This window comes from Streptomyces sp. NPDC037013, assembly GCF_055607265.1.
Genome location: NZ_JBVJRV010000002.1, coordinates 178,358 through 202,351 on the forward strand (window position 1 = coordinate 178,358; position 23,994 = coordinate 202,351).

At 70.2% G+C, this 23,994-nt stretch carries 26 protein-coding genes, 4 tRNA genes and 1 pseudogene; 24 read left to right on the forward strand and 7 right to left on the reverse strand.

Annotated features, from left to right (window positions below; all coding sequences use genetic code 11):
- Positions 1–3 precede the first annotated feature (3 nt).
- The 6 genes from ACZ7DY_RS05900 to ACZ7DY_RS05925 all read left to right on the forward strand — a co-directional run bounded on the left by ACZ7DY_RS05900 (position 4) and on the right by ACZ7DY_RS05925 (position 5,678).
- On the forward strand, positions 4–1,683 hold the full coding sequence (locus ACZ7DY_RS05900; RefSeq protein WP_471130650.1) for an NADH-quinone oxidoreductase subunit M: 1,680 nt from the start codon (positions 4–6) through the stop codon (positions 1,681–1,683).
- Positions 1,680–3,212, forward strand: a complete 1,533-nt coding sequence (locus ACZ7DY_RS05905) for an NADH-quinone oxidoreductase subunit N (protein ID WP_471130653.1) — start codon at positions 1,680–1,682, stop codon at positions 3,210–3,212. The genes ACZ7DY_RS05900 and ACZ7DY_RS05905 overlap by 4 nt, the downstream gene beginning before the upstream one ends.
- Before the next feature lie 185 nt (positions 3,213–3,397).
- Positions 3,398–4,261 carry a zinc metalloprotease HtpX gene (gene htpX / locus ACZ7DY_RS05910; RefSeq protein WP_471130655.1) on the forward strand — a complete coding sequence of 288 codons (864 nt, stop codon included), beginning with the start codon at positions 3,398–3,400 and terminating at the stop codon, positions 4,259–4,261.
- Positions 4,258–4,653 (forward strand): YccF domain-containing protein, encoded by a 396-nt coding sequence (locus ACZ7DY_RS05915; RefSeq protein ID WP_471130658.1) that lies wholly within the window; start codon positions 4,258–4,260, stop codon positions 4,651–4,653. Before htpX ends, ACZ7DY_RS05915 begins: the two co-directional genes overlap by 4 nt.
- 74 nt (positions 4,654–4,727) lie before the next feature.
- Entirely contained in the window at positions 4,728–5,264 is a 537-nt protein-coding gene (locus tag ACZ7DY_RS05920; protein WP_471130661.1) for an SMI1/KNR4 family protein, read from the forward strand.
- A gap of 147 nt (positions 5,265–5,411) precedes the next feature.
- The gene (locus ACZ7DY_RS05925) at positions 5,412–5,678 is read left to right on the forward strand and encodes a GlsB/YeaQ/YmgE family stress response membrane protein (protein WP_471130664.1); all 267 of its coding nucleotides are present in this window, start codon (positions 5,412–5,414) and stop codon (positions 5,676–5,678) included.
- A 129-nt stretch (positions 5,679–5,807) separates the two neighbouring features.
- Here the strand turns inward: ACZ7DY_RS05925 and ACZ7DY_RS05930 are convergent, their stop codons facing one another.
- A complete protein-coding gene (locus ACZ7DY_RS05930; RefSeq protein ID WP_358577341.1) occupies positions 5,808–6,296 on the reverse strand; it encodes a YajQ family cyclic di-GMP-binding protein in 489 nt (162 codons plus the stop codon).
- Positions 6,297–6,492: 196 nt separating this feature from the next.
- Between ACZ7DY_RS05930 and ACZ7DY_RS05935 the strand changes: the two genes are divergently transcribed.
- Positions 6,493–6,574 (forward strand) — tRNA-Tyr (locus tag ACZ7DY_RS05935).
- Between the two features lie 99 nt (positions 6,575–6,673).
- Here the strand turns inward: ACZ7DY_RS05935 and ACZ7DY_RS05940 are convergent.
- Positions 6,674–7,219 (reverse strand): hypothetical protein, encoded by a 546-nt coding sequence (locus ACZ7DY_RS05940; protein ID WP_471130667.1) that lies wholly within the window; start codon positions 7,217–7,219, stop codon positions 6,674–6,676.
- 167 nt (positions 7,220–7,386) lie between these two features.
- On the opposite strand from ACZ7DY_RS05940, the gene ACZ7DY_RS05945 reads away from it, so the two are divergent.
- A complete protein-coding gene (locus ACZ7DY_RS05945; RefSeq protein WP_471130669.1) occupies positions 7,387–7,599 on the forward strand; it encodes a hypothetical protein in 213 nt (70 codons plus the stop codon).
- Between the two features lie 7 nt (positions 7,600–7,606).
- On the opposite strand, the gene ACZ7DY_RS05950 is transcribed toward ACZ7DY_RS05945, so the two are convergent.
- Both ACZ7DY_RS05950 and ACZ7DY_RS05955 read right to left on the reverse strand, forming a co-directional pair.
- A complete protein-coding gene (locus ACZ7DY_RS05950; RefSeq protein ID WP_471130671.1) occupies positions 7,607–8,263 on the reverse strand; it encodes an SDR family oxidoreductase in 657 nt (218 codons plus the stop codon).
- Between the two features lie 159 nt (positions 8,264–8,422).
- Positions 8,423–9,781: an amidohydrolase family protein gene (locus tag ACZ7DY_RS05955; protein WP_471130673.1), complete on the reverse strand. Its 1,359-nt coding sequence runs from the start codon at positions 9,779–9,781 to the stop codon at positions 8,423–8,425.
- A gap of 242 nt (positions 9,782–10,023) precedes the next feature.
- Here ACZ7DY_RS05955 and ACZ7DY_RS05960 point away from each other — a divergent pair.
- From ACZ7DY_RS05960 to ACZ7DY_RS05995, 8 genes and pseudogenes are all read left to right on the forward strand, one after another.
- Positions 10,024–10,096 (forward strand) — tRNA-Thr (locus tag ACZ7DY_RS05960).
- A 47-nt stretch (positions 10,097–10,143) separates the two neighbouring features.
- A tRNA-Met gene (locus ACZ7DY_RS05965) sits at positions 10,144–10,216 on the forward strand.
- A gap of 89 nt (positions 10,217–10,305) precedes the next feature.
- On the forward strand, positions 10,306–10,470 hold the full coding sequence (gene rpmG / locus ACZ7DY_RS05970; protein WP_004571794.1) for a 50S ribosomal protein L33: 165 nt from the start codon (positions 10,306–10,308) through the stop codon (positions 10,468–10,470).
- A gap of 86 nt (positions 10,471–10,556) precedes the next feature.
- A complete protein-coding gene (locus tag ACZ7DY_RS05975) occupies positions 10,557–11,021 on the forward strand; it encodes an FAS1-like dehydratase domain-containing protein (protein WP_471130674.1) in 465 nt (154 codons plus the stop codon).
- Between the two features lie 4 nt (positions 11,022–11,025).
- Positions 11,026–11,454 (forward strand): MaoC family dehydratase, encoded by a 429-nt coding sequence (locus tag ACZ7DY_RS05980; protein WP_471130676.1) that lies wholly within the window; start codon positions 11,026–11,028, stop codon positions 11,452–11,454.
- Between the two features lie 155 nt (positions 11,455–11,609).
- Positions 11,610–12,170: a TetR/AcrR family transcriptional regulator gene (locus ACZ7DY_RS05985; RefSeq protein ID WP_471130679.1), complete on the forward strand. Its 561-nt coding sequence runs from the start codon at positions 11,610–11,612 to the stop codon at positions 12,168–12,170.
- Positions 12,171–12,346: 176 nt separating this feature from the next.
- Positions 12,347–13,828 (forward strand): DHA2 family efflux MFS transporter permease subunit, encoded by a 1,482-nt coding sequence (locus ACZ7DY_RS05990; protein WP_471130682.1) that lies wholly within the window; start codon positions 12,347–12,349, stop codon positions 13,826–13,828.
- A 58-nt stretch (positions 13,829–13,886) separates the two neighbouring features.
- Positions 13,887–14,957 (forward strand): annotated as a pseudogene (locus tag ACZ7DY_RS05995) (UDP-N-acetylmuramate dehydrogenase); the annotation flags it as partial.
- Positions 14,958–14,978: 21 nt separating this feature from the next.
- On the opposite strand, the gene ACZ7DY_RS06000 reads toward ACZ7DY_RS05995, so the two are convergent.
- A complete protein-coding gene (locus ACZ7DY_RS06000; protein ID WP_471130685.1) occupies positions 14,979–15,617 on the reverse strand; it encodes an NAD(P)-dependent oxidoreductase in 639 nt (212 codons plus the stop codon).
- Between the two features lie 84 nt (positions 15,618–15,701).
- Between ACZ7DY_RS06000 and ACZ7DY_RS06005 the strand changes: the two genes are divergently transcribed.
- Positions 15,702–16,298, forward strand: coding sequence for a TetR/AcrR family transcriptional regulator (locus ACZ7DY_RS06005; protein WP_471130687.1), 597 nt, complete (start codon positions 15,702–15,704; stop codon positions 16,296–16,298).
- A gap of 16 nt (positions 16,299–16,314) precedes the next feature.
- Here the strand turns inward: ACZ7DY_RS06005 and ACZ7DY_RS06010 are convergent, their stop codons facing one another.
- On the reverse strand, positions 16,315–17,334 hold the full coding sequence (locus ACZ7DY_RS06010) for an adenosine deaminase (RefSeq protein WP_471130689.1): 1,020 nt from the start codon (positions 17,332–17,334) through the stop codon (positions 16,315–16,317).
- 142 nt (positions 17,335–17,476) lie between these two features.
- The gene (locus ACZ7DY_RS06015; protein ID WP_471130691.1) at positions 17,477–18,703 is read right to left on the reverse strand and encodes a pyridoxal phosphate-dependent aminotransferase; all 1,227 of its coding nucleotides are present in this window, start codon (positions 18,701–18,703) and stop codon (positions 17,477–17,479) included.
- Between the two features lie 181 nt (positions 18,704–18,884).
- Between ACZ7DY_RS06015 and ACZ7DY_RS06020 the strand changes: the two genes are divergently transcribed.
- The 7 genes from ACZ7DY_RS06020 to ACZ7DY_RS06050 all read left to right on the forward strand — a co-directional run bounded on the left by ACZ7DY_RS06020 (position 18,885) and on the right by ACZ7DY_RS06050 (position 23,795).
- A tRNA-Trp gene (locus ACZ7DY_RS06020) sits at positions 18,885–18,957 on the forward strand.
- 107 nt (positions 18,958–19,064) lie between these two features.
- Positions 19,065–19,343, forward strand: a complete 279-nt coding sequence (gene secE, locus ACZ7DY_RS06025; RefSeq protein WP_355803875.1) for a preprotein translocase subunit SecE — start codon at positions 19,065–19,067, stop codon at positions 19,341–19,343.
- A gap of 77 nt (positions 19,344–19,420) precedes the next feature.
- On the forward strand, positions 19,421–20,326 hold the full coding sequence (gene nusG, locus ACZ7DY_RS06030; RefSeq protein WP_471130694.1) for a transcription termination/antitermination protein NusG: 906 nt from the start codon (positions 19,421–19,423) through the stop codon (positions 20,324–20,326).
- Between the two features lie 178 nt (positions 20,327–20,504).
- Positions 20,505–20,939, forward strand: coding sequence for a 50S ribosomal protein L11 (gene rplK / locus ACZ7DY_RS06035; protein WP_471130696.1), 435 nt, complete (start codon positions 20,505–20,507; stop codon positions 20,937–20,939).
- 112 nt (positions 20,940–21,051) lie between these two features.
- Complete coding sequence (gene rplA / locus ACZ7DY_RS06040) at positions 21,052–21,774, forward strand: 50S ribosomal protein L1 (RefSeq protein ID WP_471130699.1); 723 nt, start codon at positions 21,052–21,054, stop codon at positions 21,772–21,774.
- Positions 21,775–21,931: 157 nt separating this feature from the next.
- Positions 21,932–22,828, forward strand: coding sequence for an SCO4651 family lipoprotein (locus ACZ7DY_RS06045; protein ID WP_471130702.1), 897 nt, complete (start codon positions 21,932–21,934; stop codon positions 22,826–22,828).
- Between the two features lie 124 nt (positions 22,829–22,952).
- Positions 22,953–23,795: an SCO4651 family lipoprotein gene (locus tag ACZ7DY_RS06050; RefSeq protein ID WP_471132332.1), complete on the forward strand. Its 843-nt coding sequence runs from the start codon at positions 22,953–22,955 to the stop codon at positions 23,793–23,795.
- The last annotated feature ends 199 nt before the right edge of the window (positions 23,796–23,994 follow it).

A 23,994-nucleotide genomic window follows, 5' to 3' on the forward strand; every position in this document is an offset into this window, starting at 1 on the left:
GCCGTGATCGGTATCAGTGAGTCCGTGATGCAGTTTCTTCTGGCGTTGATCGTCGTCGGCCCGCTCATCGGCGCCGTGGCCGCCCTCCTGCCGGCCCCGCCCGGACTGAAGGGGAACTCACCCGACCAGGCGGTGCTGCGGCACGGCGTCATCGTGACGGGCGCGACCCTGCTCGCCGCGATCGTCCTCGCGCTCGGCTTCGACCACGACCAGCCGTCGAAGATGCAGGCCACGACCGATATCAGCTGGATCCCCGCACTCGACGTGCGCATCCATCTCGGCATCGACGGCATCTCGCTCCCCCTTCTGGTCCTGACCGCGCTGCTGACCTTCCTCTGCGCGCTCCACTCCTACTTCAAGATGCCGAAGGGCCCGTCCCCCAAGGCATTCGTCGCGCTGATCCTCGTGCTCGAGTCCGGCACCCTCGCGACCTTCGCCGTCCTCGATCTGCTGCTGTTCTTCCTGGCGTTCGAGATGGTGCTCATCCCGATGTACTTCCTCATCGCCCGCTGGGGCGGTGCACAACGGACCGCGTCCGCCTGGAAGTTCATCCTCTACACGCTGCTCGGCTCCGTCGTGATGCTGCTCGGCCTCCTCTTGATCGGACTCAAGTCCGGCACATTCGACATGGTGGCACTCGCCACTGACAACGGCCGGGGCCTGACCGCATCCGTGCAGGTCATCGCCGTTCTGGCGATCGGGATCGGGCTCGCGGTCAAGACGCCGATGTGGCCGCTGCACAGCTGGCTGCCGGACGCCCACACCGCCGCGCCGACCGTCGGCTCGGTCCTGCTGGCCGGCGTCCTGCTGAAGATGGGTACGTACGGGTTCGTCCGGATCGTCCTGCCCATCGCCCCGGACGGGATGCGGGAGTTCGCTCCCTACCTCGCGGCCTTCGCGGTCGTCGGCATCATCTACGGGTCCCTGGCCTGCCTCGCACTCGCCAGGCAGGGCGCGAAGGGCGACCTCAAGCGCCTCATCGCGTACTCGTCCGTCGGCCACATGGGGTTCGTGCTGCTCGGCATCGCGACGATGAGCCCGACCGGCGTCAACGGCGCGCTGTTCGCCAACATCGCCCACGGCCTCATCACCGGCCTGCTGTTCTTCCTCGTCGGCGCGGTGAAGGACCGCACGGGCACGACCGACCTCGACACCCTCGCGCAAGGGTCCGGCCTGGCGCTCTACGGCAGGGCGCCGCGCCTCGGCGGCCTCATCGCCTTCGGCGCCGTCGCCTCGCTGGGCCTGCCCGGCCTCGCCGGGTTCTGGGGCGAAATGCTCGCGCTGTTCGGCGCGTTCGACCCCGCCGACGACCTGAGCCGCCCCGCCTTCCTCACCTTCATGGCGATCGCCGCCTTCGGCACCCTGCTCACCGCCGCGTACATGCTCGTCGTCGTACGCCGGGTCTGCATGGGCCCGATGCCGAAGCCGCCGGCCACCACCGACGAATCCGTGCCAGGCCCGCTCACCGACGAATCCGTGCCCAAGGCGCTCGCCGACGGACCCACCCCCGCGGCACCCGCCGACGCGTCCGCCCCCAAGGCGCTCGCCGACGTCCACGGTTACGAGTTCGCCGCCTGGACGCCGCTCGTCGCCCTCACCGTTCTCGCCGGACTCTGGCCCGCGGCTCTCCTCGGCCTGACCGACCCGGCCGTGCAGAAGCTCCTCACTGGAGGCAAGTCGTGACCGTGGCCGCCGAAAGCGCCGCAAGCCTCGTCCAGTCCGTCGACTGGCTGGCGATCGCGCCGCCGACCATCGCGGCGGTCGTCGGCCTCGTCGTACTCGTCGCCGACCTCTTCGTGGGGGCGGGCAAGAAGGCGGTCCTCGGCTGGATCTCCGTGGCGGGCCTGGCCGCGGCCGCGCTCTGCCTGCTGCCCCTCCTGGACGACGACCGCTCCACGTTCTGCCTGACCGGCGGCGGCACGCACGCGTGCAGCTACACCGCCGACCGCTTCACCCTCGTCATCCAGCTGCTCGTCCTCGGCGGCGCGCTGCTCGCCGCCCTGCTCTCGATGGGCACGCTCAAGGACTCCGGGGACGAACTGCCCGCGGGGGAGTACTGGTTCCTGCTGCTCTCCTCCGCGGCGGGCGCCGCCCTGCTGCCCGCCTCGCGCGACCTCGCGACCCTCATCGTCGCCCTCGAGGTCGCCTCCCTCCCGGCGTTCGCGCTCGTCGGCCTGAAGCGCGGCGACAAGCGCTCCTCCGAAGCGGCCCTGAAATTCTTCCTCTCCTCGGTCACCGCGACCGCGGTGAGCCTCATGGGCGTCAGCTTCGTGTACGCGTCCACCGGCACGCTGCACCTCACCGAGGTCGCCACCAAGCTCCAGGACGTCGACGGACAGCTGCACACCCTCGCCCAGACCGGCGTCGCCCTCACCCTCGTCGGCTTTGCCTTCAAGGTGGCGGCCGTCCCGTTCCACTTCTGGGTGCCCGACACCTACGTGGGCGCGCCGCTGCCCGTCGCCGCCTACCTCTCCGTCGTGGGAAAGGCCGTCGGGTTCTCGGGCCTCATCCTCGTCACCGTCGTCGCCTTCCCCTCGTACGCGGACGTCTGGGGGCCCGCGCTCGCCGTCCTGGCCGCGCTCACCATGACCGCGGGCAACGTCGCCGCCCTGCGGCAGCGGACCACGCGCGCGTACAGCGCGGTCCGGCTCCTCGCCTGGTCCTCCGTCGGCCAGGCCGGCTACCTCCTGGTGCCGATCGCCGCGGCCGGATACGCCGACAACGAGGCCGCCGCCGAGAAGGCCGTCGGCTCCACCGTCGCGTACGCCCTGATGTACGGCGCGGTGAACCTGGGCGCCTTCGCCGTCGCCGCGCTCGTCGGCCGCGCCCGGCGCCTGAACCGGGTCAGCGACTACCGGGGCCTGTACGCGCGCAGCCCGCTGGCCGCGCTGGTCCTGGGCTTCTTCCTGCTCTGCCTTGCGGGCCTGCCGCCCGGCATCATCGGCCTCTTCGCGAAGGTCACGGTCTTCTCCGCCGCGGTCGACGCGGGCCTCGGCTGGCTCGCCGTGGTGATGGCCGTGAACGTCGTGATCGCCCTCTACTACTACCTCCAGTGGACCGCGCTGCTGTTCCGCGCCCCCGAGGGCGAACCGGTCGCACACCGCGTCCCGGCCCCGCTCACCGCGGCCATCGCGCTGACGGCGGTCCTCGGCGTGGCCCTCTCCGGAGCGCCCCAGCTGGTCCTGAGGTTCTCGGACACCGGCCTGTTCTGACGCGCCCCCGGAGGGGCGTGCCGGGCCGCGCGGCCCGCCGTCACCCGCGCGGCCTACACCCGCTCCTGCGTGCACAAGGGAACTAGTGCTCCCCGCCTGGCGTTGACCAGTACGGGAGGGTCCACTGAACAGTGGAAGCACCAGTCAGCAGAGGGTTCCCCCACGCACCACCAGGAGGGCGTACCGTGCACCGCCGGCACAACGGGTTGAAGACCGCCGTACTCCTCGGGGGGCTGTCCGCGCTCATCCTCGTGATCGGCAGTTTCTTCGGGCGTACGGGCCTGATCGTCGCGCTCTTCGTGGCGATCGGCACCAACGCGTACGCGTACTGGAACAGCGACAAGCTCGCCCTGCGCGCCATGCGGGCCCGCCCGGTGAGCGAATTCGAGGCACCCCAGCTGTACCGCATGGTCCGCGAGCTCTCCACCCAGGCCCGCCAGCCCATGCCACGGCTGTACATCTCGCCCACCGAGGCGCCGAACGCGTTCGCCACCGGCCGCAACCCGCGCAACGCCGCGGTGTGCTGCACAGACGGCATCCTGCGCCTGCTCGACGAACGCGAGCTGCGCGGCGTCATCGGCCACGAGCTGAGCCATGTCTACAACCGCGACATCCTGATCTCCTCGGTCGCCGGCGCCCTCGCCTCGGTGATCATGTTCCTGGTCAACTTCGCCTGGCTGATCCCGGTCGGCCGGTCGAACGACAACGACGGCCCCGGCATCTTCGGCATGCTCCTGATCATGCTGCTCGGCCCGGTGGCCGCCTCCATCATCCAGCTCGCCATCAGCCGCTCCAGGGAGTACGAGGCCGACGCATCCGGAGCGCAGCTCACGGGTGACCCCCTGGCTCTCGCGAGCGCCCTGCGTAAACTCGACGCAGGGACACAGCAGTTGCCGCTGCCGCCCGAGCCCCGTCTCGAGACGGCGAGTCACATGATGATCGCCAACCCGTTCCGCCCGGGGCAGGGAATGTCCAAGATGTTCTCCACGCATCCGCCCATGGCGGAGCGCATCGCCCGACTCGAGCAGATGGCAGGTCGTCACCGGTGAAGACAATCCTCAACGTCATATGGCTCGTCCTCTGCGGCTTCTGGATGTTCCTGGCGTATCTCGTCGCCGGCGTGCTCCTCTGCGTCACGATCATCGGCATCCCGTTCGGCCTCGCCAGCTTCCGCATCGGCCGCTATGCCCTGTGGCCCTTCGGCTACACCACGGTCGAGCGCCGCGACGCCGGCGCCCCGTCCTGCGTCGGCAACGTGCTGTGGCTCGTCCTCGCGGGCTGGTGGCTGGCGATCGGCCACATCGTCACGGGCTTCCTGCTCTGCGTCACGATCATCGGCATCCCCCTGGGCATCGCCAACTTCAAGCTGATCCCGGTCTCCCTGCTGCCGCTCGGCCGCGAGATCGTCCGCACGGACCAGCCGTTCGCCGCGCGCTACTAACCCGCCTGCCGCCTCTCCCCGGGCCCGTCCGGCACCCGGGCGGGATTGTCAGTGCCGTGGTCCACCATGAACTCATGACCGAGACCGAGCAGTTGCTGGACCGCGTCGCCACCGAGGCACGCGCCACCCGCCCCTGGGGCTGGGACTCTCTGCCCGCCCCGGTGGACGCGGGCACCCTGGCCCGGGCGGAGCTCTCCCTGGGCTTCAGCCTGCCGCCGCTGCTCGCCGCGCTGTACACCCGCATAGGGGACGGCGGATTCGGCCCGGAGTACGGCCTGTTGCCCCTCCTCGAAGGCAAGTCCTCCGGCGGCGAGCCGGCGGTCGTCGAGGAGTACCACGCGATGCGCGACTCCGAATGGGGCTGGCCCGCAGGGGTGTTGCCGATATCCCACTGGGGCTGCGCGATGTACGCGTGCGTGGACTGCCGCACCGACGACGCCCAGGTCCTGCTCTACGAGCCGAACGGCGGCGATCCGCGGCACGCCTGGTTCATCGACTCCCCGGACCTCACGACATGGCTCACGGCCTGGCTCGACGGCACGGGGTGGTACGAGGAGGAGAACGACGACGTGGACCTGCCGGCCTGGCAGGGCGAGCGCACGCGCGCGTGAACCCTCCCCGCGGTGCCCCGCGCTGTGTCATGCGCCGCACCGAGCGGATCACCGCAACCGCGCCCGCGCCGGACGACGTCCTCAAGGACAGCGGCGCACAGAGCTCGGCGCACAGAGCTCGCAGCGCCAGAAAGGGCAGGTCACCGCATGGGCATCATCAGCTGGATCGTACTGGGGCTCCTGGCCGGAGCCGTCGCCAAACTGCTGCTGCCCGGCCGCGACCCGGGCGGCTTCATCGGCACGACCGTCATCGGCATCGCGGGCGCCTTCGTCGGCGGCTGGATATCCGCCCGCTGCCTCGACCGCCCGATCGCCGACGACTTCTACGACGGCGCCACCTGGGCGGCGGCCATCGGCGGCTCGCTCGTCCTGCTCATCGCCTACCGCATCCTCTTCGGGCACTCCCGCCGCTGAGCCACGGCTCCCAGGGCACGCCCTCGCCGCTCTCACGGCCCCGCACAGCCGCTCTCGCCCCCCCGGACAGCGGCGAGGGCGGGCACCCCACCCGGGGGCGCCCGCCCTTCACCGTCGTACGACAGCGAACTACCGGTAGTTCACGAACTGCAGCGCGAAGTCGAAGTCCTGCCCCTTGAGCAGCGCCTGCACGGCCTGCAGGTCGTCCCGGCTCTTCGAGCTGACCCGCAGCTCGTCGCCCTGGACCTGCGCCTTGACGCCCTTGGGGCCCTCATCGCGGATGATCTTGGCGACCTTCTTCGCGTTCTCCTGGGAGATGCCCTCCTCGATCGAGGCGAAGATCTTGTACTCCTTGCCGGACAGCTGGGGCTCGCCCGCGTCCAGCGACTTCAGCGAGATGCCTCGCTTGACCAGCTTGGACTGGAAGACATCGAGGATCGCCTTGACCCGCTCCTCGCCGCTTGCCTCCATCAGGATCTTCTCGCCGGACCACGAGATCGAGGCACCCGTGCCCTTGAAGTCGTAACGCTGCGAGATCTCCTTGGCGGCCTGGTTGAGGGCGTTGTCGACCTCCTGCCGCTCGACCTTCGAGACGATGTCGAAACTGGAGTCGGCCATGTCCTGTGGCTCCTTGTATCGGGGTATGCGTACTCAGCGGATACACGGCCGACTGACGCTGGCCGCATCCGCAAAGCCTAGCCACCGCCCCCGCGCGGGGTGCCGCTCAATCGGGTGGCGAAGCACCCCTGTGCATCAGGTATCGTTTACGTCGTTGCCACGGAGCACCGCGAAAGCGGGGCCAGGCAGCAAACCCGGCGGTGTGCCCGAGCGGCCAAAGGGAGCAGACTGTAAATCTGCCGGCTCAGCCTTCCCAGGTTCGAATCCTGGCGCCGCCACGCTGAGGGAAACCCCCGGTGACCTGCGTTTACGCAGGTCACCGGGGGTTTCTTCGTGTGGGGCGGGGGCTTCGAGGGGGCCTGGGACGCAGCGTTTTCTCAGCCCGTTAGCTCGGCCCGCCACTCCCTCGGCCACTGGCCCGGCGGCGGGGGAGCCCCGCCGATGCCCAGGTCGCCCCGGGCGCTCTCGTAGAAGGCGTCGCGGGCCGCGCTGGCCAGCCGGTGGGCCCGCCTCCACATCTCCGGATCCACCGGCCCCTCCCGGATGAGCAGCTCGATGGTCCAGATCGCCTCGTGCCAGCGCCGGGCCGCCGCGATCGTCGCCGCGTCCCCGACCAGCAGGACCGACTCCCACTCGGTGGCACGGTGCGACTCCGCGTCGGCGAGCAGGGGCAGGCCCTGGGCCGGTTCCAGCGGGTCGGTGACGTCCGAGAAGCCGAGGGCGGCGCCGATGCGCTGTGCGACGCGCAGCTGGGCCTTGAGGGCGTTGGCGTAACGGCCGTACGTCTCGAAGCGCTTCTCGTCCCACCGCTCGTCGCGCTGGCGCCTCCATCGACGGTGCTCCGTCAGGCTCTGCACGGCGTACGAGCCGACCGTGCCCACCACGACGCCCGCCAGGGCGGGCAGTTGCTCCAGCAGCGTCACAGGATCCCACCCCCCGAACGACCGGCCGGGACCGACCGTGTCCCGGCCCGATCATGTCCCGCCGAGCTTCGCCGCGCCAGGGGGAAAGCCCGGCACACGGTGGGGTGTTGCGCGCGGTCCGCTGCGTCCGCTGCGTCCGCGGGGGGCCGTGGGCACAGAATGGACCCATGTCGTCCCGTCGCAGAAACTGCCCGGTGTGCCGCCGCGAGATCGCCGTCGTCGGCGGGCGGTTCGCCCGTCACGACCCGCCGGGCCCGCGCGCCACCGGCGACCTGGTCTCCTGCCCCGGCTCCCGCAGCCAGGCCCAGCTGGGCGCCGCGCAGCCCGCCCTGGACGGCTACGTCGTCCCGGACCTTCCCGGTCAGCTCCCGCTGTTCTGAGTGCCCCTCAGTTCCCCGCGACGGACTTGACCGCCACCGAGACCGGCACGGACCCGCTGACCAGTTCCAGCGTCAGCCCGGCCGTCGCCGGCGTCTCCACGAGCTCCGCGAGGACCGCGGCGACATCGTCCCGGGGGACCGGCCCGCGCCCCGTCGAGGCCTCCAGGCGTACGAGACCGGTGCCCGCGTCGTCCGTCAGCATCCCGGGGCGCAGGATCGTCCAGTCCAGGGCGGTACGCGCGCGTACGTTCGCGTCCGCCTCGCCCTTGGCGCGCAGATAGGCGTCGAAGATCTCGTCGCCCTGGTGCGACGGGTCGGCGCCCATCGACGACACGACGATGTAGCGCCGCACCCCGGCCAGCTCCGCCGCGTCCGCGAACAGCACGGCAGCGCCCCGGTCCACGGTGCTCTTGCGTTCGACGCCGCTGCCCGGCCCCGCGCCCGCCGCGAAGACGGCCGCGTCGGCGCCCCGCAGGTGCCCGGCCACCTCGTCGACCGAGGCCGACTCCAGGTCGCACAGCACGGGTTCGGCGCCCGCCTCGCGCAGATCGGCTTCCTGCCCGGCGCTGCGGATCAGCCCCGCGACCTCGTCACCGCGCGCGGCGAGCAGACGCTCCAGCCGCAGCGCGATCTGACCATGACCACCAGCGATGACAATGCGCATACTCCCGACCGTACGACAGGGTGGACGCGTGCGCTCAACACGCGCCCTGGGGGCCGGAAGTCCCCCCTCCGCGTGGCTGGCGCGCCCACCACCCGGCACGCGCGTGTGCCGGGTGGTGGGCGCCCGCAGAGCGAGGCCACCCTCCGGCACCCCAGAACCTCAGGACGACGGTTCGTCCCCCTGCGCCTCGTCCCTCTTCGCCTCATCGCCCTTCGCCCCGTCACTCCTCGCCCCGTCCCCCCTCGGCGCCCGCCCCCCGCCCGGTCCCGCCGACCGTCCCTGCCGCGGCAGGTCCAGCGCCACCGCGGCGGCCGAGTCGCAGTACTCGCGCACCGCGCTGGTCCGCGCCACCACACGCCCCCGGTGGACCACGATCCGGCTGTACGCGAGCGACAGCGCCCCCGCGAGCCGGTCGCCGCGCACCGCGAGCAGCTCGGCGGGGAAGCCCGCCTCCACCCGCACCTCGGGCAGCCCCATGGCCGTGCGGGCCACCCCGCTCACCGCGGCGAACGCGTCCTCGGGCCGCAGCCTGCACCGCGAGGCCAGCAGGTACGCGGCCTCCAGCGGGTCTCCGCGCCCCACCGGGTTCGACACGTCCCGCATCGCCCCGCTGCCCGCGGCGACCCGCACCCCCGCCGCCCGCAGCAGCCGCACGGGAGCCGCCCCGCGCCGGTCCGCGCTGCCGCACCCGCCCTGGGGCAGGCAGACCACCGTCACCCCGGCCGCGGCCAACTGCTCGGCGGCGCGCGAGGCCACGTCCGCGGGCAGCCGTCCGAGGCCCGCGCAAGGCCCGATGGTCACACCGGCGCGCACCCCGCCCGCCATCGCGGCGAGGCGCCCGAGCCGCGCCGGATCGTCACCCTCCGTGTGCAGGTCGACGGGGCAGCCGTGCTCCGCGGCGAGTTCGAGGACCGTCTCCGCGTACCCGGTCGGATCGGGGTCGAGATCAGGACAACCGCCCACTACGGAGGCGCCCATTTTCACCGCGTCCCGCAGCATCGCGAGCCCGTCGGCGCCCGCCACACCGGTCAGCAGCCGTGGCACGGCGACCGCCGTCAGGTCCACCAGACCCCGCAGCGAACGCCGCGCCTGCAGCACCGCCTCCATCGGCCCGAGCCCCTGCACGTCCCCGATCCGCACGTGCGACCGCAGCGCCGTGGCACCGTGCCCGAGCTGGAGCAGCGCCGCCTCCGTGGCCCTGCGCTGCACGTCAGGGACGTCGTACGAGACCGGACCCGGAGTGTCCGCCGACAGCGCCGTGTCGCCGTGCGCGTGCGGCTCCGCCGCCGCGGGCAGCAGGAGGTAGCCGCCGAGGTCCACGCGCGCGGCGTGCGTGGAGAGGCTGCCGACCGTGCCGACCGCCTCGATGCGGCCGCCGCCGAGACGGACGTCCACGGTCCGGCCGTCGGTGAGCCGGGCGCCACAGAGCAACAGAGCCCCGGAGTCGTCCGCGGGGCCGGAATCGGAGGGGCCGGAGGCGCCGGAGGAGTGGGGCTGCTGCGGCTGGCTGTCGGGCATCGCGCTCCTGGGGCTCGGGGGCGGCTGCAGTCGTCGAGGCGTCAAGATCACGCAGCGTGTGCCGAGCCTAGGACGGCGAAAGCCCTCCTTCGAGGAGGAGCGGAATAGTCGTACCGGTGTGGTGCGAGTGCACGGATGGGGCGGTCAGGGAGCTCTGGGACGGCCGTCCCGTTGCCCCGGGAGGGCGGCGGTGAAACGGATTTGGGCGATCGGCGACCAACCGTGTAATGTCTTCATCGCTCGCCCCAATAGCTCAGTCGGTAGAGCGTCTCCATGGTAAGGAGAAGGTCTGCGGTTCGATTCCGCATTGGGGCTCTGATGTCGAGTGATCCTCGCCTTCGGGCGGGGAGATCCGGCATCGCAGCGGTGTAGCTCAGTCGGTAGAGCAAGCGGCTCATAATCGCTGTGTCACCGGTTCAAGTCCGGTCACCGCTACTCCTGGTAGCCGATTGTGGGGTCGGTCCTTCGATCGGCTACTATTTTTTGCGTTCATCCGTCCATCCGTCCGTCCAAGGAGCACTCACGTGGCTGCCACCGACGTCCGCCCGAAGATCACGCTGGCCTGCGTGGAGTGCAAGGAGCGGAACTACATCACCAAGAAGAACCGGCGTAATGACCCGGACCGTCTTGAGATGAAGAAGCACTGCCCGCGCTGCAACGCGCACACTGCGCACCGCGAAACGCGCTAAAAACAGGCTCGTACACGAGGCCGTCCCCGTTTGTTGGGGGCGGCCTCGTGTCGTTTGAGAAACCAACCGCAGGAGGTGCCGAGCCCATGGCGCTCGACCAGTCCTTCGTGGGGCGGTCCTATCCCCCCACTGATCCTTATGAGGTCGGCCGGGAGAAGATCCGTGAGTTCGCCGAGGCGGTGGGGGACGCCCATCCCGCGTACACCGACCCGGCGGCCGCGAAGGCGCTCGGCCACCCCGATGTGATCGCCCCGCCGACTTTTGTGTTCGCGATCACTTTCAAGGCGGCCGGACTGGTCATCCAGGACCCGCAGCTGGGCCTGGACTACAGCCGCGTCGTGCACGGCGACCAGAAGTTCGCCTACACCCGCCCGGTGCGCGCGGGCGACCGCCTGACGGTCAGCTCGACCATCGAGTCGGTCAAGTCCCTCGCGGGCAACGACATCCTGGACATCCGCGGCGAGGTCCACGACGAGGCCGGCGAGCACGTCGTGACCGCCTGGATCAAGCTCGTCGCGCGTGCGGCGGAGCCCGCGGCGAAGGAGGCCTGAGGCGATGACGGCGAAGATTTCCTACGACGACGTCGAGGTCGGCACCGAGCTGCCGGCCCAGACCTTCCCCGTGACGCGCGCCACGCTCGTGCGGTACGCCGGTGCTTCCGGTGACTTCAACCCGATCCACTGGAACGAGAAGTTCGCGGTCGAGGTCGGCCTCCCCGACGTCATCGCCCACGGCATGTTCACCATGGCCGAGGCGATCCGCGTCGTGACCGACTGGCTGGGCGACCCGGGGGCGATCGTCGAGTACGGCGTGCGCTTCACCAAGCCCGTCGTCGTCCCGAACGACGACAAGGGGGCCACCATCGAGGTCGGCGCCAAGGTCGCGGCCAAGCTCGACGACCGTCGCGTGCGGGTCGACCTCCTCGCCAAGAGCGGCGACCAGAAGGTCCTCGGCATGTCCCGGGCGGTCGTGCAGCTGGCCTGAGTGTCGGCCTGCGGGATGACCTCGCGGCCGCGCGGCCGGCCTGACCGCCTGATGTGACATGCGTAAGGGGCGCCCCACCATGGGGGGCGCCCCTTACGCGCACCTACGTAGACACCTCTCTTGACTGCTTAGTGATTGGCCACTAACTTACTCGCATGGTCAGGATGAGCGCAGGGGAGCGGCGCGAAAGCGTCATCCGCGCGGCGATGGTCGAGTTCGCCCGCGGTGGTTACAAGGGCACCTCCACCGAGGCGATCGCCAAGCGGGTCGGTGTCTCGCAGCCTTACCTCTTCCGCCTCTTCCCGGACAAGAGGGCCATGTTCCTCGCCGCCGCCGAGCGGTGCTGCCAGGAGACGACCGAAGTCTTCCGGGCGGCCTCCGAGGGGCTGGCGGGGGAGGAGGCCGAGCACGCCATGGGCGAGGCCTACCAGGCGCTGATCGCCGACGACCCGGACAAGCTGCTCATGCAGATGCAGATGTACGTTGCCGCGGCCGCCGCGGACGCGAGCGGTGACGGGGAGCTGGGCGCGGCGCTGCGGGCCGCCTGGATGGAGTTGTACGACACGGTGAACCTGGCGCTGGGGGTGGATGTGGATGTGACGACCACGTTCCTGGCGTACGGGATGTTGATCAATGTCCTGGTCTCGCTGGGTTTCCAGCCCGACCACCGGGTGTGGACCGGCTTCTACGAAGCGGCCCAGCCCAAGCCGCGGTGAGGCCATACATGCTGTACACGCCGTATATGCAGCACATGAGGAAACAGCGCCCGGGTGGGCGCGGGGGCAAGGCGGCGAGACGCCGCACGTCGAAGCGGTGAGGCACGTGTGTCACGGGGGTGCGCGTTTTTGTACCCGCGAAAGTTAGTCATCAATAACTAACCTTAGGGGAAGCGATGTCACGGGAAGCGACGTCACCGGAAGCCACGTCACAAGAAGCCGAGCCGGAGCACGGAGCGCCGCGCGGGGGAGCGGTCTGGGCCCTCGTCATCACCAGCGTCGCCGGATTCATGGCGGCGCTCGACAACCTCGTCGTCACCACCGCCCTGCCCTCCATCCGCGAGGACCTCGGCGGCGCACTGCACGACCTCGAATGGACGGTGAGCGCCTACACCCTCACCTTCGCCGTGCTCCTGATGTTCGGCGCGGCCCTGGGCGACCGGTTCGGACGGCGGCGCCTGTTCACCGTCGGCCTCACGGTCTTCACGGGCGCCTCGGCCGCCGCGGCCCTCGCCCCGGGGCTGGCGGCGCTGGTCGCCGCCCGCGCGGTGCAGGGCGTCGGCGCGGCGATCATGATGCCGCTCACGCTCACCCTGCTCACCGCCGCCGTGCCCGCGGCCAAGCGCGGCACCGCGTACGGCATATGGGGAGCCGTCAACGGACTCGCGGTCGCCAGCGGCCCGCTGATCGGTGGCAGCCTCACCGAGCACGTCTCCTGGCAGTGGATCTTCTGGCTGAACGTCCCGCTGGGCCTGGTGCTGCTGCCGCTCGCCCGCCTCCGGCTCAACGAGTCGTACGGCTCCGGAGCGCGCCTGGACATCGCCGGCACCCTGCTCGCCAGCGGGGGACTCTTCGGGATCGTGTACTCCCTGATCCGCGGGCCGATCGACGGCTGGACCAGCGCCACCGTGCTCGGCGGCCTGATCGCGGGCGCCGCGCTCCTCGCCGGATTCGTCCGCCACGGGATCCGCGGCAGGGCGCCGATGCTGCCGATGCGCCTCTTCCGCAGCCGTGCGTTCTCCGGCATCAACACCGCGAGCCTGCTGATGTTCCTCGGGATGTTCGGCTCGATCTTCCTGCTCAGCCAGTACATGCAGATCGTCCTCGGCTACTCGCCCACCGAGGCCGGGCTGCGGATGCTGCCCTGGACCGGCATGCCCATGCTCGTCTCACCGATCGCGGGCTACCTCTCCGACCGGATCGGCGGCCGGCCGGTCGTCGCCGCCGGACTCTTCCTCCAGGCCGTGGGTCTTGGCTGGTACGCCGCCGTGGTGGCCCCCGACGTCTCGTACACCGCACAGCTGCCCGCCCTGATCATCAGCGGCATCGGCATGGCCCTGTACTTCGCCCCCGCCTCCAACCTGGTGATGTCCAGCGTCCGCCCGCACGAGCAGGGCATCGCCTCCGGCGCCAACAACGCGCTGCGCGAAGTGGGCGGCGCCCTCGGCATCGCCGTGATGTCCTCGATCTTCTCGGCGCAGGGCGGATACGGGTCCGGCCAGGAGTTCGTGGACGGCCTCTCGCCCGCGCTGTGGGTGGGTGCCGCGGTGGTGGCCCTCGCGGCGGTGGCGGCGCTCGTCATCCCCGCCCGCCGGACGCCGTCCGCAGGGCCCGCGGCGCCCGCGTCGGCGCCCCGGAAGAACCTGGTCGACGCCTGAGCCGCCGTCCCCGGCGACGGTACGAGAACGGCCCTGCCCCGAGCGGCGGGGCCGTTCTCGTACCCTTGGGCACGTGCAGGAACTCCACGATGCCCCGCTCGCCCCGCTGACCACCTTCCGGCTCGGCGGCCCCGCGACCCGTCTGATCACCGCGACGACCGATGCCGAGGTGATCGCGGCCGTCCGCGAGGCCGACGACTCCGGCACCCCGCTGCTGCTCATCGGCGGCGGTTCGAACCTGGTCATCGGCGACAAGGGGTTCGACGGCACCGCCCTGCGCATCGCCACCCGGGGCTTCGCGCTCGACGGCACGCGGCTCGAGCTGGCGGCCGGGGAGACCTGGACGGACGCCGTGGCGCGGACCGTCGAGGCCGGTCTCGCGGGCATCGAGTGCCTCGCCGGGATCCCCGGCTCCGCGGGCGCGACGCCGATCCAGAACGTGGGGGCGTACGGCCAGGAGGTCTCGTCGACGATCACGGAGGTGATCGCGTACGACCGGAAGACGCACGAAACGGTGTCGATTCCGAACGCCGAGTGCGACTTCTCGTACCGCCACAGTCGCTTCAAGGCCGAGCCCGACCGTTTCGTGGTGCTGCGGGTCCGCTTCGAGCTCGAGGACGCGCAGGGGATGAGCGCCCCGATCAAGTATCCGGAGACGGCGCGCACGCTCGGCGTCGAGGCCGGCGACCGGGTCCCCGCCGCGGCGGCCCGCGAGACCGTCCTGAAGCTCCGCGCCGGCAAGGGGATGGTGCTCGACCCCGAGGACCACGACAGCTGGTCGGCCGGGTCGTTCTTCACCAACCCGATCCTCACCGAGGCGGAGTTCACCGCCTTCCACGCGCGCGCGGCGGACCGCCTCGGCCCCGACGTCACCCCGCCCGGCTTCCCGACGGGCGACGGCCGGGTGAAGACCTCCGCGGCCTGGCTCATCGACAAGGCGGGCTACACCAAGGGCTACGGAGAGGGTCGGGCCCGCATCTCCACCAAGCACACCCTCGCGCTGACCAACCGCGGCGGCGCGACCACCGAGGACCTGCTGGAGCTGGCCCGTGAGGTCGTCGCCGGAGTGCGGGACGCCTTCGGCGTCACCCTGGTCAACGAACCGGTGATGGTGGGCGTCGGCCTGTAGCCCCGAGCGGCGGCCGGCCCCTCAGTAGGCCACGCCCACCCCCTGCTTCACGGTGGCGCCGTCGTCGATCATGCCGAGCATCGCGTGCGCCACGTCCGCACGCCCTATCGTGCGCCCCGCGCGCGGGAAGCCGCCCACCACCGTGCGATACGTGCCGGTGAGGGGCTTGTCCAGCAGCTTCGGGGGCCGCACCGACGTCCAGTCCGTCGCACCGGCGGCCAGCTCGGCCTCCATGGCCGTCAGGTCGGTGTAGACGTCCTTCAGGACCGCACCGACCACGGCCATCATGGCGCGGTCCAGGAGCGGCGAGTCCGCCGGCTGCGGTCCCACCGGGCCCGCGCTCACGACGATCAGCCGGCGCGTGCCCTCCGCGTCCAGCGCCCGCAGCAGGGAGCGCGTCAGCCGGGTGGCGACGCCCTTGGCCGCGTCCGCGCGGTTGCGCGCCCCGAGACCGGACAGGACCGCGTCACGCCCCGCGACCGCCGGACGCAGCGCCTGCGGATCCCGCACATCGGCCCGGAACACCTCCAGGCCCTTGCCCGTCACCGTGAGCCGCGCGGGATCACGTACCACCGCCGTGACCTCGTGCCCTGCCGTGAGCGCCTGCCGGACGATCTCCCGGCCGATGCCGCCGGTCGCGCCGAACACCGTGAGCTTCATTGCACACCTCTCAGGTGGGTAAGTATTCACTCACCCCTAGGGTGAGTACACACTCACCCCCCGTCAAGAGAGGTCGGAAGACTCATGCAGCAGAAGCCCACCCGGGCCCGCATCCTCGACGCGGCCCACGCCATCATGTCCACCCGCGGTCTGGCCCGGGCCACCACGAAGGAGATCGCCAAGGCGGCGGGCTGCTCCGAAGCCGCGCTCTACAAGCACTTCGCGAGCAAGGAAGAGCTGTTCGTGAGCGTCCTCGAGGAGAGGCTGCCCCGGCTCGGCCCCCTCCTGAACGACCTCCTGGAGAAGCCCGGGGAGCGCGACGTGGTGGAGAACCTCACCGAGATCGCCCGCCTGGCCAGCGGCTTCTATGCGGAGAGCTTCCCGATCGCCGCCTCCCTGTACGCCGAGACCGAGCTGAAGCGCCGCCACGAGGACTCCATGCGCGAGATGGGCACGGGCCCCCACATGCCCATCGAGGCCCTCGACGCCTACCTGCGCGCCGAACGGGACGCCGGGCGGATCGCCGCCGACGCCGACACCTTCGCGGCCGCCTCGCTGCTCATGGGCGCCTGCGCGCAGCGCGCCTTCGCCTACGACGCCAAGGCCGGCAAGCGCCCCCCGCAGCCCGTCGACGAGTTCGCCGCCGCCCTCGCCCACACCCTCCTCAAGGGAATCGGCTGACCCGAAGGGGGCGGTCTCAGCCGGCCAGCCACGCGTCCACCCCGGCCAGCAGCTTCTCCCGCACCTCCACGGGCGCGGCCGAACCACGCACCGACTGCCGCGCCAGCTCGGCCAGTTCGGCGTCGGTGAAAGCGTGGTGCACGCGCGCGATCTCGTACTGGGCGGCCAGCCGCGACCCGAAGAGCAGCGGATCGTCCGCGCCGAGCGCCATCGGCACGCCGGCCTCGAAGAGCGTCCGCAGGGGCACGTCCTCGGGCTTCCCGTAGACGCCGAGGGCCACATTGGAGGCCGGGCAGACCTCACAGGTCACGCCCCGGTCCGCGAGCCGCTTCAAAAGACGCGGGTCCTCCGCCGCCCGCACCCCGTGCCCGATGCGCGCAGCGGCCAGGTCGTCCAGACAGTCCCGCACCGACGCGGGCCCGGCCAGCTCGCCGCCGTGCGGCGCCGCCAGCAGGCCGCCGTCGCGCGCGATGGCGAAGGCCCGGTCGAAGTCCCGGGCCATGCCGCGCCGCTCGTCGTTGGAGAGCCCGAAGCCGACGATGCCCCGGTCCGCGTACCGCACCGCGAGCCGCGCCAGCGTACGGGCGTCCAGCGGGTGCTTCATGCGGTTGGCGGCGACCAGGACGCGCATGCCGAGGCCGGTCTCGCGCGAGGCGCTCTCGACGGCGTCCAGGATGATTTCCAGCGCCGGGATGAGCCCGCCGAGACGCGGCGCGTAGGAGGTCGGGTCGACCTGGATCTCCAGCCACCCCGACCCGTCCCGGATGTCCTCCTCGGCGGCCTCGCGCACCAGGCGCCGGATGTCCTCGGGCTCACGCAGACAGGAGCGGGCGGCGTCGTAGAGCCGCTGGAAGCGGAACCAGCCCCGCTCGTCCGTGGCGCGCAGCTTCGGCGGCTCGGCGCCGGTCAGCGCCTCGGGCAGCCGCACCCCGTACTTGTCGGCGAGTTCGAGCAGGGTGGCGGGCCGCATCGACCCGGTGAAGTGCAGGTGCAGATGGGCCTTCGGAAGCTCTCTTACGTCTCGTACACGCTCCATTCCAGGATCTTGCCGTACGCACCGGGCGTCCCGGTAGCCGCTTTCCCCGTTCGGGACCTTCTCCGAACGAAGAAACGGGCCGCCCCTCCGCAAGGAGGGACGGCCCGCACGCACGCGTGGAGCACCGCTCGGGCCGGGAGCCTCAGGCGCGGGCGTCGGCGAGCAGCTTCTGGATCCGCGAGACGCCCTCGACGAGGTCCTCGTCGCCGAGCGCGTACGAAAGACGCAGGTAACCCGGCGTCCCGAAGGCCTCGCCCGGCACCACGGCGACCTCGGCCTCCTCGAGGATCAGCGCGGCGAGCTCGACCGAGTCCTGCGGGCGCTTGCCGCGGATCTCCTTGCCGATGAGCCCCTTCACCGAGGGGTAGGCGTAGAAGGCGCCCTCGGGCTCGGGGCAGACCACGCCCTCGATGTCGTTGAGCATCCGCACGATGGTCCTGCGGCGCCGGTCGAAGGCCTCACGCATCGCGTCGACGGCGGTCAGGTCGCCGGAGACGGCCGCGAGCGCAGCGGCCTGGGCGACGTTGGAGACATTGGACGTGGCGTGCGACTGGAGGTTCGTCGCGGCCTTCACGACGTCCTTCGGACCGATGATCCAGCCGACCCGCCAGCCCGTCATCGCGTACGTCTTGGCGACGCCGTTGACCACGACGCACTTGTCGCGCAGCTGGGGAAGGATCGCGGGGAGCGAGGTGAACTTCGCGTCTCCGTAGACGAGGTGTTCGTAGATCTCGTCGGTCATGACCCACAGGCCGTTCTCGACGGCCCAGCGGCCGACGGCCTCCGCGTCGGCCTCGCTGTAGACGGCGCCCGTCGGGTTCGACGGCGAGACGAAGAGCACCATCTTCGTCCGCTCGGTGCGGGCGGCCTCCAGCTGCTCCACGGAGACGCGGTAGCCGGTGGTCTCGTCGGCGACGACCGGCACCGGGACACCGCCGGCCAGCCGGATCGACTCCGGGTACGTCGTCCAGTAGGGGGCCGGGACGATGACCTCGTCGCCCGGGTCGAGGATCGCGGCGAACGCCTCGTAGATGGCCTGCTTGCCGCCGTTGGTCACCAGGATCTGCGACGCGTCGACCTCGTACCCCGAGTCGCGCAGGGTCTTCGCGGCGATGGCGGCCTTGAGCTCGGGCAGGCCCCCGGCCGGCGTGTAGCGGTGGAACTTCGGGTTCTTGCAGGCCTCGACGGCCGCTTCGACGATGTAGTCCGGCGTCGGGAAGTCGGGCTCGCCCGCACCGAAGCCGATCACCGGCCGGCCCGCGGCCTTGAGGGCCTTGGCCTTGGCGTCGACGGCGAGGGTGGCGGACTCGGAGATCGCGCCGATGCGCGCGGACACCCGGCGCTCGGTCGGAGAAGTTGCAGCGCTCATGTCCCCATCGTTCCAGACCCCCGAAGGCCCCGGCGCGCGGGTTTCCAAGACCATCGGAACCCTTTCTGTTCGACGGAGCGCCGTGGAGCACGTACACTCACTGCTCGTTGGCCCTCACCGGCCGCACCCTCTCGACGCACTCCGTGCACATGGGCGGATGCGGTAGGTTGGGGGAAATCAAAGGGTCGTAGCTCAATTGGTAGAGCACTGGTCTCCAAAACCAGCGGTTGGGGGTTCAAGTCCCTCCGGCCCTGCTACACACTCCTTCGCCAGGATGTGTGCGCATGTACGTACTGCAATGCACCGCCGTGCGGCTCAACCGGGCGCGGCACGGCCACGACCCGGAATCAGGTGAGGACGAGTGACGGACGCCGTGGGCTCCATCGACAAGCCTGATGCCGAGGCGCCGGAGTCCAAGAAGGCCCGCAAGGGCGGCAAGCGCGGCAAGAAGGGCCCCTTCGGCCGTCTCGCGCTCTTCTACCGCCAGATCATCGCGGAGCTCCGCAAGGTCGTCTGGCCGACTCGCAGTCAGCTCACGACTTACACCACCGTGGTGATTGTCTTCGTCGTCATCATGATCGGTCTCGTGACCGTGATTGACTATGGCTTCAGCCACGCCGTCAAGTACATCTTCGGCTGAGCCGAGAGCGAAGGGCGCCGTACCCGGCGCCCCTATTCGCGTGTTCCACCCCATGTATCCAGGAAGAAGCAGCCACCGTGTCTGACCCGAACCTGAACGACGCCATCGAGTCGGTCGAGTCCGCTGAGGACGAGCTCGACATCGTCGAGGCGGCGGACGCCGAGGAGCCGGATCAGGCCGAGGCTGCCGACGCCGTCGCGGGCGAGCCCGCCGAAGAGGCCGCCATCCACCTGGAGGGCGACGCCGAGGCTGTCGCCGAGTCCGACGAGGACGAGTCCGCCGTCGCCGAGGTCGCCGACGAGGACGTCGTGGCCGATGTCGACGCCGCCGACGAGGACGAGGCGCCCGAGGAGGAGGCCGAGCCGGTCGACCCGATCGTCGCCCTGCGCGAGGAGCTCCGCACCCTCCCCGGCGAGTGGTACGTCATCCACACCTACGCCGGTTACGAGAACCGCGTGAAGACCAACCTCGAGCAGCGCGCCGTCTCGCTGAACGTCGAGGACTTCATCTTCCAGGCCGAGGTGCCGCAGGAAGAGGTCGCCCAGATCAAGAACGGCGAGCGCAAGACGATCCGTCAGAACAAGCTCCCCGGCTACGTGCTGGTGCGCATGGACCTGACCAACGAGTCCTGGGGCGTCGTCCGCAACACCCCCGGTGTCACCGGTTTCGTGGGCAACGCCTACGACCCGTACCCGCTGACCCTGGACGAGATCGTCAAGATGCTCGCCCCCGAGGCCGAGGAGAAGGCCGCCCGTGAGGCCGCCGAGGCCGAGGGCAAGCCCGCTCCGCAGCGCAAGGTCGAGGTCCAGGTCCTGGACTTCGAGGTCGGCGACTCGGTCACCGTCACCGACGGCCCGTTCGCGACGCTGCAGGCGACGATCAACGAGATCAACGCCGACTCGAAGAAGGTCAAGGGCCTCGTCGAGATCTTCGGCCGTGAGACCCCGGTCGAGCTCAGCTTCGACCAGATCCAGAAGAACTAGACCCAGTTCTGGCTCCTCTGGAACACACGCCTCCGACCAGGTCAGACAGGCTGCCAAAGCCGGTCTGACCTGCTCGGTTTTTAGCCGCACGTCTATACCCGTTATCGTTGTGCGGTATGCCTCCATCCGGATGACCGGATGGTCGGCTGAAAACTCTCACTAGGACCCGGAGAGAGCAATGCCTCCCAAGAAGAAGAAGGTCACGGGGCTCATCAAGCTCCAGATCCAGGCTGGTGCCGCCAACCCGGCCCCGCCGGTCGGCCCCGCGCTGGGCCAGCACGGCGTCAACATCATGGAGTTCTGCAAGGCCTACAACGCCGCGACCGAGTCGCAGCGTGGCTGGGTGATCCCGGTGGAGATCACGGTCTACGAGGACCGCTCCTTCACCTTCATCACCAAGACGCCGCCGGCCGCCAAGATGATCCTGAAGGCCGCTGGTGTCGAGAAGGGCTCCGGCGAGCCCCACAAGACCAAGGTCGCCAAGGTCACCCAGGCGCAGATCCGTGAGATCGCGCAGACCAAGATGGAAGACCTCAACGCCAACGACCTGGACGCCGCGTCGAAGATCATCGCCGGCACCGCCCGTTCCATGGGCATCACGGTCGAGGGCTGAGTTCCTCCCCCCGTCTGACCTTTCTCCGTGGTAGGGCCAAGCGCTGGCCCGAACCACAACTCCATACCTGTCACGCGGCAGAGCCGCGTGATGTAACCGCACAGGAGCAGTAGTGAAGCGCAGCAAGACTCTCCGCGCTGCGGACGCCAAGATCGACCGGGAGAAGCTGTACGCCCCGCTCGAGGCCGTCCGTCTCGCCAAGGAGACCTCCTCGACCAAGTTCGACGGCACCGTCGAGGTCGCCATGCGTCTGGGTGTCGACCCGCGCAAGGCCGACCAGATGGTCCGCGGCACCGTGAACCTCCCGCACGGCACCGGCAAGACCGCCCGGGTCCTGGTCTTCGCGACCGGTGACCGTGCTGCGGCCGCGGAAGCCGCCGGCGCCGACATCGTCGGCTCCGACGAGCTCATCGACGAGGTCGCGAAGGGCCGCCTGGACTTCGACGCCGTCGTCGCCACTCCGGACCTCATGGGCAAGGTCGGCCGCCTCGGCCGCGTGCTCGGTCCGCGTGGTCTGATGCCGAACCCGAAGACCGGCACCGTGACCCCCGACGTCGTGAAGGCTGTCAACGACATCAAGGGCGGCAAGATCGAGTTCCGCGTCGACAAGCACTCGAACCTGCACTTCATCATCGGCAAGGTGTCCTTCGACGACACCAAGCTGGTGGAGAACTACGCCGCGGCCCTGGAGGAGATCCTCCGTCTGAAGCCGTCGGCCGCCAAGGGTCGCTACATCAAGAAGGCCGCCATCACCACCACGATGGGCCCCGGCATTCCGCTGGACTCGAACCGCACCCGCAACCTCCTCGTCGAGGAGGACCCGGCCGCCGTCTGAAATTGACGGCAGCCGCGTCGCGTACGCGTCCTGTGGACGGGCCCCGCAACCTTTCGAGGTGCGGGGCCCGTCCTGTTTGTGTACGACGCTTTCGGAAACGCGTGTCAGAGGCTTGCGCTAGCGTGCAGGCTCCATGAATGCCAAGGGGTGGGATGACATGAACAGCACGACCATGCGCCGCACAGGTCTCTCCATAGCGGTGGTCGCCGCGCTGACCGGCCTCACGGCCTGCGGTTCGGGCGACTCGGGCGGCTCCTCCGACAAGGCCGGCAAGGACAAGGGCGGGATCAACGTCAGCCCCATCGCCGCCCTGCGCAGCGTCCAGAAGTCCACCGACAAGGCCGACACGGCCCGCATCGACGCCTCCACCACCATGGGCACCGCGGCCTCCATGAAGTCGTCGGGCGTCATGGGCTGGTCGGACGGCATCACCGGCAACGTCACGGTGACCTTCACCGGCGGCACGCAGGCCCAGCAGATGGCCCAGCTCGGCCAGTCGAAGCTCGACTACCGCTACCTGAAGAACGGCTTCTACGCCAACATGGGCGACAAGTTCGCCCAGCAGGCGGGCGGCGGCAAGCACTGGCTCGAGTACGACTACGACATGCTGGCCGAGATGAGCGGCGCCGCGGGCAAGGCCTTCCAGGACCAGATGCAGAACTCCACGCCGAACCAGTCGGTGAAGATGCTGCTCGCCTCCGGCGACGTGAAGCGCGTCGGCGAGGAGAAGGTCCGCGGGAAGCAGGCGACCCACTACTCCGGCAAGGTCGACATGGCGGACTTCACCGCCAAGAGCACGGACCTGGACTCGGGCCAGATGTCCGAGCTGCGCAAGCAGTTCGAGCAGGCCGGCATCAGCACCGAGAAGATCGACATCTGGGTCGACGGCGACGACCTCCTGGTCAAGAAGACCGAGAAGGCCGACACGAAGAACGGCGCGTTCTCCCAGACCGCCTACTACAGCGACTACGGAACCCCGCTCTCCGTCGAGAAGCCCCCGGCCTCGGACACCATGAGCTTCAAGGACCTCCTGAACAGGCAGTCGTCCCTGTAATCCCCGGTGGCGCGGCCCCCGCCGCCGTACAACCCGGGGGAAAGGGCGACGTACCTTCGGGTAATCTCAGCCCACCGCAATAATTGGATCAAATGTTCCTAGGGGTGGGGTCATGAGTATTTCCGTGCGTACGGGACGCAAGAGAACCGCGAGTGTCGTGCTGGCGGCCGCGCTGCTCGCCGGCGGCGCGGTCGCCTGCGGGTCGGAGAAGGCCGACGAGGCGGGGGAGGACATGTCGCCGGCGGCCGCCGTCAAGAAGGCCGCGGAGAAGACCGAGGACCTCACGTCGTTCACCTTCCGCATGAAGGGCAGCGTCCCGGAGGACGGGCGCGTCCGGGCCGAGGCGGCGATGAGCACCAAGCCGCTCGCCATGCAGATGAAGGTCTCCGCGCCCGACCAGGGCCCGGACAAGGTGGAGCTGCGCTACGTCGACGGCGCGGTCTACCTCGGCGGCGGCAAGGAAGCCGCCAAGGAGATGGACGGCAAGAGCTGGATCAAGTTCGACGCCAAGACGCTGGAGAAGCAGGGCGGCAAGGGCTCCGCCTCCTCGGTCTCCGCCCAGGCCGACAACAACCCGGCCGACCAGTCCACCCTCCTGACCGGCTCCAAGGACCTCAAGAAGGTCGGCACCGAGTCCGTCGGCGGCGTCGAGACCACCCGCTACACGGGCACGGTCACGCTGGACCGGATCCGCGAGCTCGGCAAGAACGAGGACGCGGCGACCAGGAAGCGCCACGAGAAGAGCATCAAGCAGTACGAGGACATGGGCATCGAGAAGCTCACGATGGACCTGTGGGTCGACGGCGAGGACCACACCAAGCAGTTCCGCGCCCGCGGCAAGGGCGACAAGGGCCCCATGGACATGACCATCACCTTCCTCGACTACAACAAGCCGGTGAAGGTCGCCGCCCCGCCGAAGAGCCAGGTCATGGACCTCGCCAAGGAGATGCAGGGCATGCAGGGCTGACCGATTTGCTCGACGCGGACCCGTTCGCGTACTCTTCCACAGAAGCCAAAGACCGCTGGTCGTTGCTGTGTTCTCACTCGAGGGTGCAGTGGCCGAAGGATCCGCTGAAACGGCGGACGACCCGCGCAGGTGACTGTGGATGTGCTCCTGGATCGCATGCGATCCGGTAGAGCTCACGCCCCGTGCGCCTGCGCCGGGG